The organism is Pseudonocardia oceanicola, from assembly GCF_047200735.1.
GTDB lineage: Bacteria > Actinomycetota > Actinomycetes > Mycobacteriales > Pseudonocardiaceae > Pseudonocardia.
This window is the reverse complement of the sequence record NZ_JBJZON010000014.1, coordinates 15,839-30,525: the sequence shown is the minus strand read 5'-3', so window position 1 is coordinate 30,525 and position 14,687 is coordinate 15,839. Positions and strand designations below refer to the sequence as shown.

Sequence of the window (14,687 nt, the reverse complement as noted above, 5' to 3'; positions counted from 1 at the left end):
GCACGTGACCGCCGAGAACGACACCGCCTCGTCCGACACCGCCCCGACCGACACCGGCCCGACCGACACCGCCCCGATCGACACCGGCCCGTCCGACACCGGCCCGATCGACACCGGCCCGTCCGACACCGCCCCGGCCGGAGCCTCGCGCGCGACCCCGAACGCGCCTTCGGACCCCACGGCGGCGCCGGCGGCGGACGCCCCGCAGGCGAACCCCGCGGCGACCGGCGAGCCGGTCGAGCCGCCCAGGCGCAAGCGGGGCCGTCCGAAGGGCTCCACGGCGCGCACGACCCGGGTGGTGGAGCTGACCCTCACCGTGAGCGGCACGGCCGACGGCGAGTGGCAGGCCGAGCTCAAGCGCGGCACCGCCTGGCTGGCCCGGGCCCTGCCGGTGTCCGCCGGTGCGGTGCAGAAGGCCGCGGCCGAGCTGCACGCGGAGATCGCCGGGCCGATCGAGGAGATCATCGGCGAGGCGCGGGCCGCCCGCGAGGCCAAGGTCGCCGAGCTCGAGGCGCAGCTGGAGCAGGCGAAGAAGGCGCTCGCCGAGCTGGAGTGAGCCGTCCCGCCGACGGGTCCTCCCCTCGGTGCGCGGGCTGTGGACACGCCGCGGGGGGCTCGCCGGAACCGTCGGTGGACGTCGCTAACTTTGCTCATGTGTGGGTGGTGCACCGGGCCGAGCGGGCCGACCGGCTGGCCGACGCGCTCGCCGAGGTGATCGGCGGGCCGGCGGCGGACCCGTTCGAGCCCGAGATCGTCGCGGTGCCCGAGCGCGGGGTCGAGCGGTGGCTCGGGCAGCGGCTCGCCCACCGGCTGGGCACCGCCTCGGGCGCGGACGGGGTGTGTGCCAACGTCCGGTTCCCCCCTCCCGGCCAGATCCTCGCCGAGGCGGTCGACGCGGCGACCGGCACCGACCCGGAGACCGACCCGTGGCATCCGGCGCGGGCGGTGTGGCCGCTGCTGGAGGAGGTCGTCGCCGCCGTCGACGCGCCCGGTGAGGCCTTCGCCGCGCTGGCCGCACACCTGTCGCAGAGCGGCGGGAGCCGGACCTACGCCGTCGCCCGCCGCCTCGCCGACCTGTTCGCCGGCTACGCCGTCCACCGGCCGGACATGCTGCGCGCCTGGTGGGCGGGCTCACCCCGGGACGTGCCGGAGGACCTGCGCTGGCAGGTGGAGCTGTGGCGGCGGCTGCGCGCCCGGATCGGCATCCCCGGCCCGGCCGAGCGGCTGGAGCAGGCCGAGCGGGCGTTGCGCGCGGACCCGGACCTGGTGGGGCTGCCGGAGCGGCTGTCGGTGTTCGGGCCCACCCGGCTGGCCGCCGAGCACCTCGCGGTGCTGTCCGCGCTGGCCGAGCACCGTGAGGTGCACCTCTGGCTCCCGCACCCCTCCCCCGCACTGTGGGAGAAGCGGGCGCCGGCGCAGGGCGCCGCCGTCCCGCGCCGGGAGGACGACTCGGCCGGCGCGGTGGTCAACCCGCTGCTGCGGTCCCTGGGCCGGGACGTCCGGGAGCTGCAGCGGCGCCTGCCCGCCGGGATCACGGACGTGCACCATCCGGCCGCACCGGCGCCCGCCACGCTGCTCGGGCGCCTGCAGGAGGGGCTGCGCGCCGACCGGCTGCCCGCCGGCGAGCTGCCGCTGCTCGATCCGGGCGACCGCAGCGTCCAGGTGCACGCCTGCCACGGGCCGGACCGACAGGTCGAGGTGCTGCGCGAGATCGTCCTCGGCCTGCTCGCGGCCGACGGGACGCTGGAGCCGCGGGACATCATCGTGATGTGCCCGGACATCGAGGCGTTCGCGCCGCTGATCTCGGCGTCGTTCGGGCTGGCCGCCACCGATGCCGTGGGCACCGATCCCGGGGACACCCATCCCGGGCACCGGCTGCGCGTCCGGCTCGCCGACCGCGCGCTGCGCCAGGCCAACCCGCTGCTCGGCACCGTGTCGGCGCTGCTGGAGCTGGCCGACTCCCGGGTCACCGCCTCGCAGGTGCTCGACCTGGTCGGCTCCGCCCCCGTGCGCCGCCGCTTCCGCCTCGACGACGACGCGCTGGACAGGATCGGTGAGCTCGTCGTCCGCGCCGGGGTGCGGTGGGGTCTCGACGGGGAGCACCGCCGCCCGTTCAGGCTCGACGGTTTCCCCCAGAACACCTGGTCGGCCGGGCTGGACCGGATGCTGCTCGGGGTCGCCATGGCCGAGCGGCCCGGCGACCAGGGCTGGCTGGGCACCGCCCTGCCGCTCGACGACGTCGACTCCTCGGACGTCGACCTCGTCGGCTCCCTGGCCGAGATCCTCGACCGGCTGCGCATCGCGCTCGACGCGCTGGCCGGCCCGCAGCCGCTGACGGCCTGGATCGCGGCGCTGCTCGACGGGCTGTCGGCCCTCACCGCCACCACGGCGTCCGAGGCCTGGCAGGAGGCGCAGGCGCGGGCCGAGCTCGCCGAGGTCGTGCGGTCGGCCGGCCCGCAGGGCGGCACGGTCCCGCTCACCCTGTCCGACGTCCGGGGCCTGCTGGCCGACCGGCTGCGCGGCCGGCCGAGCCGGGCGAACTTCCGCACCGGCACCCTGACCGTCGCCACGCTCGTGCCGATGCGGTCCGTGCCGCACCGGGTCGTCTGCCTGCTCGGAGTGGACGACGGGGTGTTCCCCCGGACCGGTGCCCCCGACGGTGACGACGTGCTGGCGCGCGATCCCCGCGTCGGCGAGCGGGATCCGCGCAGCGAGGACCGCCAGCTCCTGCTCGACGCGATCGGCGCCGCCACCGAGCACCTGGTCGTCGTGCACTCGGGCATGAACGAGCGGACCGGCGCCGAGCGGCCGCCCGCGGTCCCGATCGGCGAGCTGCTCGACGCCGTCGACGCGACCGTGCGCGCACCCGCGGGGTCCGGGCTGGCCCGGGCCAGCGAGGCGGTCACGGTCCGGCACCCGCTGCAGCCGTTCGACCCGCGGAACTTCACCCCGGAGCTCACGGCGGGGGCCGGTCCCTTCAGCTTCGACCCGGGCGCGCTGGCCGGCGCCCGCGCGCTGCAGGGCGAGCGGCGTCCCGCGCCCCCGTTCCTCGCCGCTCCGCTCGGCCCGGCCGGGACCGGCGACACGGTGGAGCTCGACGACCTGGTGCGCTTCCTCGAGCACCCGATCAAGGCGTTCCTGCGCCAGCGGGTCGGCATGGTGCCGCGCTCCGAGGGCGAGGAGCCGGCCGACGCGCTGCCGGTGAGCCTCGGGGGGCTGGACGAGTGGGCGGTCGGGGACCGGATGCTGCGCGACCGGCTGGCCGGCGCCGCGGCCGAGCACTGCGTGCAGGCCGAGTGGCGGCGCGGCGAGCTCCCGCCCGGCGCGCTCGGCGGCGCGCTGCTGGAGAAGGTCGGTGGCGCCGTGGAACCGCTGGTCGAGGCGAGCGCGCCGCTGCGCACCGGGGAACCGGTGTCCCGGGACGTCGCGGCGGACCTGGGCGGGCTGCGGGTCGTCGGCACGGTCGCCGGCCTGTACGGGCACACGCTGGTCACCGTGGAGTACTCGCGGCTCGGCCCGAAGCACCGGCTGCGGGCCTGGGCCCGGCTGCTCGCGCTCACCGTGAACCGTCCCGAGACGCCGTGGCGGGCGGTCACCCTGGGCCGCGGGCGCGGCGGCGGGGCCATGCGCGCCGCGATCCGGCCGCTCGGCCTCGACGAGGCGAGGGCCGCGCTGGCGGACCTGGTGGCCCTGCACCGGGAGGGGCTGTGCGAGCCGCTGCCCGTGTCCACCCCCTGCACCGCGGCCTACGCGAAGGCGCGCCGGGCGGGTGCGGCGGCGCGGGACGCGGAGCTGGCCGCGGCCAAGGAGTGGACGTTCGAGAAGGAGGACGAGGCGATCGTCGCGGTGCTGGGTGCGGATCCGGAGTTCGAGCGGTTGCTGGAGCAGCGCGGGAGCGGCCACGGCAGCCGGCAGGGCGGGGTGGAGACCCGGTTCGGCGAGCTGGCCGAGCGGATCTGGCGGCCCCTGCTCGACGCGGAACAGGTGGAGCTGTTGTGACCCAGGTGCTCCCCACCCACCCGCAGTTCGAGGTCGACGGGACGCTGCCCGCCGGCACCACTGTGCTGGAGGCCAGCGCCGGCACCGGCAAGACCTTCACCATCGCGGCGCTGGCCACGCGCTACGTCGCGGAGGGGATCACCGCGCTGCCCCGGCTCATGCTGGTCACCTTCGGCCGGGAGGCCACCCAGGAGCTGCGCGAACGCGTCCGGGAACGGCTCGGCGCGACCGAGCGCGGCCTCGCCGCCGGGGTGCCGTCGGCGGACCCGGTGACCCGGCTGCTGCAGCGGGGCAGCCCGGAGGAGGTCGAGGAGCGGCGGGCGCGGCTGCGCGCCGCGCTCGCGGAGTTCGACGCGGCGACGATCGCCACCACCCACCAGTTCTGCCAGCAGATGCTCGCCGGGCTGGGGGTGGCCGGGGACAGCGACCCCGACGCGGAGTTCGTCGAGCATGTCGACGACCTGGTCACCGAGGTGGTCGACGACTTCTACGTCCGCAAGTACGCCGCCCCCGGCGCCGGGCGGCCGGACTTCTCCCGGGACGACGCGCTGAAGCTCGCCCGGCAGGCCGTCGGTGACCCGCAGGCCCGGCTCGAACCCGCCGACGCCTCGCCCGGCTCGGTCGCCGGCGTCCGTCACAACTTCGCGAAGGCCGTCCGCGGGGAGGTCGACCGGCGCAAGCGCGCGCGGCGGCTGTTCTCGTACGACGACATGCTGACCCGGCTCGCCACCGCCCTGCGCGACCCGGTGCGCGGCGGCGCCGCCCGCGAGCGGCTGCAGGCCCGCTACGACGTCGTCCTGGTCGACGAGTTCCAGGACACCGACCCGGTGCAGTGGGAGATCCTGCAGCGGGCCTTCCACGGGCAGGTCACCCTCGTCCTGATCGGCGACCCGAAGCAGGCCATCTACGCCTTCCGCGGGGCGGACGTCGTCTCCTACCTGGAGGCGGCGAAGGAGGCCGGGGAGCTGCGGACCCTGGGCACCAACTACCGCACGGACGAGGCGCTGCTCGAGGCGCTCGACGGGGTGTTCGGGGAGGTCGCGCTCGGGTCGGACCAGATCGTCGTCCGGCCCGTGGAGGCGCACCACACCGCACGCCGGCTGGCCGGCGCCCCGTCGGACGCACCGTTCCGGCTGCGGGTCGTGGACCGGGACCGGCTCGAACCGCTCACCGGGCGCCGGTTGGGCCGCGCGCAGAAGGCGCGGGAGGTCGTGGCCGAGGACGTCGCCGCCGACATCGCCGCCCTGCTCGCCTCCCGTGCCACCGTCGAGGACCGGGAGCTGCGGGCCGGCGACGTCGCGGTGCTGGTCCGCACCAACGCACAGGGCCTGCAGGTGCGCGACGCGTGTACCGCGGCCGGCGTGCCGGCGGTGCTCACCGGTACCACCAGCGTGTTCACCACGGAGGCCGCGGCGGAGTGGCTGACCCTGCTCGAGGCCGTCGAGCAACCGCAGCGCGCCACCCGGCTGCGGGCCGCCGCGCTGACCTGCTTCGTCGGGCACACCGTCGAGGAGCTCTGCGGTGAGCGCGCCGAGGAGCTGATCGACGAGCTGGGCGCCGACCTGCGGGCGTGGCACACCGTGCTGGCCGAGCGGGGTGTCGCGGCCCTGCTCGAGGCGGTGACCAGCCGCACCCGGCTGCCGTCGCGGCTGCTCGCCCTGCGCGAGGGCGACCGGCGGCTCACGGACGTGCGGCACATCGGGCAGGTGCTGCACGGGGCGTCGCGGGAGCGGCACCTCGGCCCGTCGGCACTGGTCGAGTGGCTGCGCCACCGCATGGCCGACGCCGCGCGGGACACCACCACCGAGCGGAGCCGGCGGCTGGAGTCCGACGCCGACGCCGTGCAGATCGTCACGGTGCACCGCAGCAAGGGGCTGGAGTTCCCGGTCGTCTACGTGCCGTTCGGCTGGGACCGGTGGGTCAACGACAAGGCCGAGGTCCTGCTCGTCCACGACGACACGGGCGCCCGCGTCCTCGACGTCGGCGGCCCGGTCGGGCCCTGGCGGGCGCCGCGGCTGCAGAAGCACCTCGAGGAGGAGGCCGGCGAGGACCTGCGGCTGATGTACGTCGCGCTCACCCGGGCCCGCTGCCAGGTGGTGGCGTGGTGGGCTCCGACCACCACCACCGAGTGCTCCGCCCTGCACCGCCTGCTGATCGGGCGGCCCGCCGCCGGGACCGTGCCCGAGGCCGGGTACCGGGTCCCGTCCGACGCGTCGGCGCTGGAGCTGCTGCGCGCGGTGCCGGGCGTGGCCGTCGAGACGCTGTCGGACCGCACTCCCGTTCCCGCCGCGGATCCCGACGGCGACCCGCCGGAGCTGGGCGTCGCCCGCTTCGGGCGCCGGCTCGACGCGGCCTGGCGGCGCACCTCCTACAGCGCGCTCACCGCCGAGGCGCACGGCCACCACGCGGCGGTGGAGACGCCCGAACCGCCGCCCCCGGGCGTCGGCTCCGAGCCCGAGTCGCCGGGCAAGGACGACGAGGCCGAGCTCGAGCTGCTCGAGGTCTCGTCCGAGATCGGGGCGGACCGGCCCTCGCCGATGGCAGAGCTGCCGCTGGGCACGGGCTTCGGCACGCTGGTCCACGCCGTCTTCGAGCACCTCGACACGACCGCGTCCGACCTGGCCGGCGAGCTGCGGGCGCGGGTCGAGGAGGAGCTGGCCCGGCAGCCGGCCGAGGTCGACCCGGAGGCACTCGCCGCGGCGCTGCACCCCGTCGTCGAGACGCCGCTCGGGCCGCTCGCGGGCGGGCGCGCGCTGCGCGCGATCCGGCCGGCCGACCGGCTGTCCGAGCTGGACTTCGAGATGCCGCTCGCCGGCGGCGACACCCCGTCCGGGCTGGTCACGCTGGGCGATCTGGCCCCGGTGCTCCGCCGGCACCTGCCCGCCGCCGATCCCCTCGCCGGCTACCCCGACCTGATCGCCGCCCCGGGGCTCGCCGGGCAACCGCTGCGCGGGTACCTCACCGGCTCGATCGATGCCGTCCTGCGGGTCGACGGCCGCTTCCTGGTCGTCGACTACAAGACCAACTGGCTCGGCCCCTCCGGTCCCGGCGGTCGCGAGCCGCTGACCGCCGCGCACTACGCCCCGCCGGTCCTCGCCACCGCCATGCAGGCCGCGCACTACCCGCTGCAGGCGCTGCTGTACTCCGTCGCGCTGCACCGGTTCCTGCGCTGGCGGTTGGCCGGGTACTCGCCCGAGCAGCACCTGGGCGGCGTGCTCTACCTCTTCCTCCGCGGCATGTGCGGGCCCGGCACACCCCAGGTCGACGGCACCCCGTGCGGCGTCTTCGGCTGGCAGCCGCCGCCCGCCCTGATCACGGAGCTCTCGGACGTCCTCGACGCCCGCTCCACCGAGCATGATCACTGGTCCGGACCGACCGCGGCCGCGGGTGGCGCCGAGATGTCCGAGTCGGCGATCACCACCCCCAGCCCTGTCGCATCTCCGACCCAAGATCACCAACCGGGACCACTTTCGGCCGTGAGTGGCGCCGAAGGGTCCGAGATGGCGATCACCCGCGACGCCGACTCCAGCCCTGCCACACCTCCAGCTCACGATCACCAATCGGGACCGCTCCCGGCCTCGGATGGCGCCAAAGCGTCCGAAATGGCGATCACCCCCACCACCGCCGACTCCGGCACCGCGACCGCCGCCCAAGATCACCAACCGGGACCGCTCCCGGCCGACAGCGGCGCCGAAGCGTCCGATACGGCGATCACCACCACCGCCGACTCCGCCACCACACCTCCGGCCCAAGATCACCGCCCGGGACCAGTCGCGGCCTCGGATCGCGCCGAAGGGTCCGATACGGCGATCACCACCACCGCCGACTCCGCCACCACACCCCCCATCCAAGATCACCAATCGGGACCGCTCCCGGCCGACAGCGGCGCCGAAGGGTCCGGAACGGCGATCACGAGCGGCGACGGGGAGCGGGTGGAGCTGCCGCTCGACCTGCCCGGGCCCACCGGAGCGCCGCATCCGCGCGAGCGGCACGGTCCGAGGCCGCGGAAGGCGGCCCACCCCGAGCCCGACGAACCCGGGCTCTTCGACCTCGGCGACCTCGGAGGCGGCCGATGAGCGTCACCCCCGGCGTCAACGCCACCGCCGGCCCCGACACCTCCGGCCCCGACACCTCCGACACCTCCGACACCTCCGACACCGACACCGTCGGCCCCGACACCTCCGGCACCGACACCGCCGGCCCCGACACCTCCGGTACCGATCCCGGTCCCACCGTCGAGCCTCGCCCCGGCTCCGCCGCCGCAGACCACGCCTCCGCGCCCGAGCGCGACCCCTACGACCTCCGCACCGCTCGCAGCGCAGTCGGGCTGCTCGCCGCGTTCAACCTGGCCGGGGTGCTGACGGCTGCGGACGTGCACGTCGCGACCCGGCTCGGACGGCTCGGCGGCGACGCCAGGGGCGAGCCCGAGGAGGTGCTGCTCGCCGTCGCGTTGACGGTGCGCGCCATCCGCAACGGCTCGGTCTGCGTCGATCTGGCCGAGGTCGCGCACACCGTGCTCGGCGAGGGCGAGGAATCGGTCGACGTCTCGGCACTGCCGTGGCCCGAGCCCGCGGCCTGGCGTGCGGCCGTCGAGCGGAGTCCGCTGGTCGCGGCCGGTGCCGACGCGGCGGCGGGGCGGCCGCTGCGGATGATCCCGGTCGCGGGCGGGAGGGGACTGCTCTACCTGGACCGCTACTGGGCCGAGGAGGAGCTGGTCCGCCGGGAGCTGCGGGACCGCGCCGCCGCCGAACAGCCCGAGGTCGACCCGGACCGGCTCCGCGGCGCCCTCGCCCGCCTGTTCGACGCCCCGGCAGGAGCCGACACAGGAGCCGACGCGCCGGAGGGCACCGACCTGCAGCGTCTCGCCGCCGCCGTCGCCGCCCTGCGCCGGGTCACCGTGCTCGCCGGCGGTCCGGGCACCGGCAAGACCACCACGGTCGCCCGCCTGATCGCCCTGCTCCACGACCTGCACGGGGCCATCGGCCCGCCGTCGCCGCTGCGTGTCGCGCTCGTCGCCCCGACCGGGAAGGCCGCCGCCCGGCTCGCGGAAGCGGTCGCCCAGCACAGCGCCGAGCTGCCCGAGGAGGACCGGGCCCGCGTCGGGTCCCCCTCGGCGTCGACGATCCACCGGCTGCTCGGGCGGCGTCCGGGATCGTCGAGCCGCTTCCGGCACGACCGGGCCAACCGGCTCCCGCACGACGTCGTGGTCGTCGACGAGACCTCGATGGTCTCGCTCACGCTCATGGCCCGGCTGCTCGAGGCGGTCCGGCCGGACGCCAGGCTCGTCCTGGTCGGCGATCCCGACCAGCTCGCGTCCGTCGAGGCGGGTGCGGTGCTCGGCGACCTCGCCCGCGCGGGCGGGCGGCCCGAACCCGCCCTCGAGACCCGGCTGCGCGAGATCGGCGCGCTCGAGCCCGAGGACCCGCCGGTCGTCCACGGCGTCGTCACGCTCCGGCACACCTGGCGGTTCGAGGGCGGGATCGCCGCGTTCGCCGGCGCCGTCCAGGCGGGCGAGGCCGACGCGGCGGTCGCCCTGCTCCGCGAGGGCCGCGCCGACCTGCAGTTCGTGGAGAGCGACCTGGAGGTGCGCGAGCCGGCGGGCCTCGAAGGGCTGCGGGCGGACGTCGTCGACGCGTCCGGCGCGCTGATCACCGCGGCGGTCGCGGGCCGCACCGGGGAGGCCCTCGACGCCCTCGAGCGCCACCGCCTGCTCTGCGCCCACCGCCGCGGCCCCTACGGGGTCACGCGCTGGGGGCTGGAGGTCGAGCGCTGGCTCGCGCACGCGCTCCCGGGGTTCGACGAGGTGGAGCCGGGCCGGCCGGGTCCGTGGTACCCGGGCCGCCCGTTGCTCGTCACCGCCAACGACTACGACCTGGGCCTGTACAACGGCGACACCGGTGTCGTCGTACGCCGGGACGGCGTGCTGCGCGCGGTCTTCGGGCGGCCGAACGCCCCCCAGTCCTTCGCGCCCGCCCGTCTCGGCGGGGTGCAGACCGTGCACGCGATGACGGTCCACCGCAGCCAGGGCAGCCAGTTCGCCCGGGTCACCGTGGTGCTGCCGCCGCCGGAGTCCCCGCTGCTCACGCGCGAGCTGTTGTACACCGCGGTGACCCGCGCCCGCGGCGCGGTACGGATCGTGGGCGGCGAGGAGGCGGTCCGGGCGGCCATCGCCCGCCCGGTCAGCCGCGCCAGCGGCCTGCGCGAGCGCATGAGCTGAACCGCGCCACGGGCGCGGTCACGACCTGCCCCGCACCCGCTCGTCACACACCCCGAGCAGCCGAGCGTGAACTCGCGGTCACCGTCGACGAATGTCGGTGCCCCGGCGGCCCGCGGCGGTGCAGGATGGGGCTCATGCCGGAGGCTGCCTCCTCGCTCGTCCCTGCCAAGCCCGCCCTCGTCACCGTCGACGACGATCCCAGCGTCTCCCGCGCCGTGGCCCGCGACCTGCGGCGCCGGTACGGCGAGTCGTTCCGCGTCGTGCGCGCCGAGTCCGGGCAGCAGGCCCTGGACGCGCTCAAGGAGATGGCCCTGCGCGGCAACGACGTCGCCGTCCTGCTCGCGGACTTCCGCATGCCGGGGATGAACGGGCTGGAGTTCCTCGAGCAGGCCATGGACCTGTACCCGGCGGCCCGGCGGGTCCTGCTGACCGCCTACGCCGACACCGACGCCGCCATCACCGCGATCAACGTCGTCGACCTCGACCACTACCTGCTCAAGCCCTGGGACCCCCCGGAGGAGAAGCTCTACCCCGTCGTCGACGCGATGATCGACGCCTGGCGGGCCGCTCCCCGCAAGGAGGTCTGCGAGACCCGGGTGATCGGCCACCGCTGGTCCGCCCGCTCGCACGAGGTGCGGGACTTCCTGGCCCGCAACCAGGTGCCCTACCGCTGGTACCCCGTCGACCAGCCGGAGGCGGCGCGGCTGCTGCAGGCGGCGGGCGTCGACGACTCGCACCTGCCCGTGGTGATCTCCCCGGCCGGGGAGTGCCTGGTCGCGCCGGACGAGGTGCAGCTCGCCGAGCGCGTCGGGCTGGCGACCGTCCCGGTCACGGACTTCTACGACCTCATCGTGATCGGCGGCGGCCCGGCCGGGCTCGGCGCGAGCGTGTACGGCGCGTCGGAGGGCCTGCGGACGGTCCTGGTCGAGCGCACCGCCACCGGCGGCCAGGCCGGGCAGAGCTCCCGGATCGAGAACTACCTGGGCTTCCCCGACGGCGTCTCGGGCGCCCAGCTCACCGACCGGGCCCGGCGCCAGGCCGTCCGGCTCGGCGCGGAGGTGCTGACCGCGCGGGAGGTCGTCGCGCTGGAGGCCAACGGACCGGCCCGCACGGTCCGGTTCGCCGACGGCAGCGCCATCCACGCGCACGCGGTCGTGCTCGCCACCGGGGTCAGCTACCGGGAGCTCGACGCGCCGGGCCTGGCCGACCTGACCGGCCGCGGCGTGTTCTACGGCTCGGCGCTGACCGAGGCGGCGGGCTGCGCGGGCAGCGACGTCTACATCGTCGGCGGCGCCAACTCCGCCGGTCAGGCCGCCGTCTACTTCTCCCGGCACGCCCGCAGCGTCACGATGCTGGTCCGCGGACCGGGCCTGCAGGCGTCGATGTCGCAGTACCTCATCGAGCAGATCGAGGGCATCCCGGAGATCACCGTCCGGACCTGCACGGAGGTCGTCGAGGCCACGGGCGGGGAGCACCTGGAGAAGCTCACGCTCCGCGACCGGAACACGGGCGAGACCGAGACGGTCGACGCCGGCTATCTGTTCGTCTTCATCGGCGCCACGCCGCGCACGGACTGGCTCGGCGGCCTCGTCGAACGCGACGCCGGCGGGTTCGTCCTGGCGGGCCCCGACCTCGTCGTCGAGGGCAGGCGGCCCGCGGGATGGTCCGAGGACCGGGATCCGTTGCACCTGGAGACGAGCCTGCCGGGGGTCTTCGTCGCCGGCGACGCACGGGCCGAGTCCGTGAAGCGGGTCGCGTCGGCCGTGGGCGACGGGGCGATGGCCGTGTCGCTCGTGCACCGCTACCTGGAGAGGCCCTGATGAGCGCCCCGACCGCCTGCGACCCGGACGAACTGCGCCGACTGTTCCTGTTCGAGAAGCTGCAGCCCGACCAGCTCGACGCGCTGTGCCGGCAGGGGCGGACCGAGACCTTCGAGCCCGGCCCGGTGTACCGCGAGGGCGACCCGGCGACCTGCTTCTACGTGCTGATCGACGGCACGGTCGTGCTCACCAGGCGGTCGGGCGAGGAGGACGTCGAGGTCGAGCGCACCTCCCAGCCCGGTGTCTACGCCGGCGCCTGGCACGCCTACCTCGGCGATCGCGTACCGCAGGTCTACAACAACTCCCTGCGGGTCACGGTGCCGTCGCGGTTCTACGTCCTCGACGCCGAGAAGCTCTCGACGCTGATGCGCGAGTGGTTCCCGATGGCGCTGCACCTGCTGGAGGGGCTGTTCTTCGGCATCCAGAACACCCAGCAGGCCGTCAGCCAGCGCGAACGCCTCCTCGCGCTGGGCTCGCTGTCGGCCGGGCTGACCCACGAGCTGAACAACCCCGCGGCCGCGGCCGTGCGCGCCACGTCGACGCTGCGCGAGCGGGTCGCCGGGATGCGCCACAAGCTCGGGCTGATCGCGGCGGGTCCCTACGAGCGGGCCGACCTCGAGACCCTCGTGCGACTGCAGGAGGACGCCGCCGACCGCGTCGGCAAGGCGCCGGAGCTCGGCCCCGTCGAGACCGGCGACGCCGAGGACGAGGTGGGTGAGTGGATCGCCGACCAGGGCATCGAGGGCGGCTGGGACATCGCGCCCAACTTCGTGGCCGCCGGGATCGACGTCGACTGGCTGCAGCAGGTCAAGGCCAGCGTGCCCGCGCCGGTACTGGAGAGCGCGGTCCGCTGGCTGAACTACACCGTCGAGACCGAGCTGCTGATGAACGAGATCGCGGACTCGACCACCCGGGTCTCGACGCTGGTCGGCGCGGCCAAGCAGTACTCGCAGATGGACCGGGCGCCGTACCAGACCGTGGACGTGCACGAGCTGCTGAAGTCGACGCTGATCATGCTGCAGGGCAAGTTCGGCAACGGGGTGAAGCTGGTCAAGGACTTCGACCGCACGCTGCCGAAGGTCAACGTCTACGCCGCCGAGCTCAACCAGGTGTGGACGAACCTCATCGACAACGCCGTGCAGGCCATGGCCGGGACGGGCACCCTGACCGTGCGGACCGCGCGCGAGGGCGACCGGCTGCTCGTCGAGATCGGTGACACCGGCCCGGGGATCCCGGCGGAGATCCGGTCGCGGATCTTCGAGCCGTTCTTCACCACCAAGGCCGTCGGCGAGGGCACCGGGCTCGGCCTGGACATCTCGTGGCGGATCGTGGTGAACCGGCACCACGGCGACCTGCGGGTGGTGTCGTCGCCGGGCGACACGCGGTTCCAGGTCCTGCTGCCCTTCGACGCCCTCGCCGAGTCGTGATCGTGGAGGACGCATGACGACCATCGACCCGTCGGTCCCGCCCTCGGGGACCGGATGCGTCGAGTGCGAGGCCGCCGGCGGCTGGTGGGTGCACCTGCGCCGCTGCGCGACCTGCGGGCACGTCGGCTGCTGCGACAGCTCGCCCGAACAGCACGCCACCGCCCACTTCCGCGCCACCGGGCACGCCGTCGTGCAGAGCTTCGAGCCCGCCGAGGACTGGTTCTGGGACTACGACCGCGAGGTCGCGCTGTCGGGTCCCCCGCTGGCCCCGCCGAGCGCACGCCCGGCGGACCAGCCCGTGCCCGGGCCGGCCGGTCGCGTCCCCGCCGACTGGCGGTCCCGGATCCACTGATCCCACCGGGCCGGTCCCCGCGGGTGGGCGCAGAATCGTCGGCGTGTTGACGAGTGCCGGGATCCTGCTCCACCGCGACCGCGCCGGGATCGTCGAGGTGCTCCTCGGACACATGGGCGGGCCGTTCTGGTCGCACAAGGACACCGCGGCCTGGTCCATCCCGAAGGGCGAGCTCGACGCGGGCGAGGAGGCCGCCGCCGCGGCCCGCCGCGAGTTCACCGAGGAGCTGGGGTTCCCGCCGCCCGACGGGGAGCTGCGCGAGCTCGGCTCGGTCGTCCAGTCCGGGCGGCGCAAGATCGTTCTCGGGTTCGCGCTGACCGGCGACGTGACCGATGCGCAGGTGGCCGCCGTCGCCGAGCGCCCGGACGACGGGTCGTGGATCGAGATCGAGTGGCCGCGCAACTCCGGCCGGCGCCTGCGCTTCCCGGAGATCGACCGCGCCGGATGGTTCGACCTGGCGACGGCGCGGGTCAAGCTGGTGAAGGGGCAGCTGCCCTTCCTGGACCGTCTCGAAGCCCTGCTGGCCACGGCCTGAGTCCGCCGGTCGACGGCAGGGCGTCCCGGACCGGGCGACGCTGCGGCGATACAGGCGGGCACGGTGACCAGCACCGCGGCCCCTCGAGCACGTCCTGCCGCCGCAGGCGGTCCGTCCCCCGCCGCCGACCCGGCCGGCGTCCGGACCGAGCGCTCATCTGAATCGATCGTGAGACGTCTCACCTGCGATGGAGTGGCGGGCGAAGCCCCCTCTCTGCGACCGTGGACGGTCGACGCACGCGGTCGTGCGTCTGCAACCCCGACCGCCCGTCGCACGCACCTCCCCGAGCGCGCGACCGTCACGGCGGGCCCCTCCGGATCGGCAACCGAGCGCCGCT

Annotated in this window: 8 protein-coding genes; all 8 read left to right on the top strand. The window is 75.6% G+C overall.

From position 1 onward, the window contains the following. Window positions 1-4: 4 nt before the first annotated feature. The 8 genes from ACL02T_RS19850 to ACL02T_RS19815 all read left to right on the top strand — a co-directional run bounded on the left by ACL02T_RS19850 (window position 5) and on the right by ACL02T_RS19815 (window position 14,350). Window positions 5-556 (top strand): DUF6319 family protein, encoded by a 552-nt coding sequence (locus ACL02T_RS19850; protein ID WP_412832215.1) that lies wholly within the window; start codon window positions 5-7, stop codon window positions 554-556. 74 nt (window positions 557-630) lie between these two features. Continuing rightward, a complete protein-coding gene (gene recC / locus ACL02T_RS19845; RefSeq protein ID WP_412832214.1) occupies window positions 631-3,999 on the top strand; it encodes an exodeoxyribonuclease V subunit gamma in 3,369 nt (1,122 codons plus the stop codon). Then, window positions 3,996-8,075: a UvrD-helicase domain-containing protein gene (locus tag ACL02T_RS19840; RefSeq protein WP_412832213.1), complete on the top strand. Its 4,080-nt coding sequence runs from the start codon at window positions 3,996-3,998 to the stop codon at window positions 8,073-8,075. The genes recC and ACL02T_RS19840 overlap by 4 nt, the downstream gene beginning before the upstream one ends. Further along, window positions 8,072-10,216 (top strand): exodeoxyribonuclease V subunit alpha, encoded by a 2,145-nt coding sequence (recD, locus tag ACL02T_RS19835; protein WP_412832212.1) that lies wholly within the window; start codon window positions 8,072-8,074, stop codon window positions 10,214-10,216. Before ACL02T_RS19840 ends, recD begins: the two co-directional genes overlap by 4 nt. 134 nt (window positions 10,217-10,350) lie before the next feature. Beyond that, window positions 10,351-12,036, top strand: coding sequence for an NAD(P)/FAD-dependent oxidoreductase (locus ACL02T_RS19830; RefSeq protein WP_412832211.1), 1,686 nt, complete (start codon window positions 10,351-10,353; stop codon window positions 12,034-12,036). Then, on the top strand, window positions 12,036-13,463 hold the full coding sequence (locus ACL02T_RS19825) for an ATP-binding protein (protein ID WP_412832210.1): 1,428 nt from the start codon (window positions 12,036-12,038) through the stop codon (window positions 13,461-13,463). Before ACL02T_RS19830 ends, ACL02T_RS19825 begins: the two co-directional genes overlap by 1 nt. Before the next feature lie 13 nt (window positions 13,464-13,476). Further along, a complete protein-coding gene (locus tag ACL02T_RS19820; protein WP_412832209.1) occupies window positions 13,477-13,815 on the top strand; it encodes a UBP-type zinc finger domain-containing protein in 339 nt (112 codons plus the stop codon). A 46-nt stretch (window positions 13,816-13,861) separates the two neighbouring features. Then, complete coding sequence (locus ACL02T_RS19815) at window positions 13,862-14,350, top strand: NUDIX hydrolase (RefSeq protein ID WP_412832342.1); 489 nt, start codon at window positions 13,862-13,864, stop codon at window positions 14,348-14,350. Window positions 14,351-14,687: the final 337 nt, after the last annotated feature.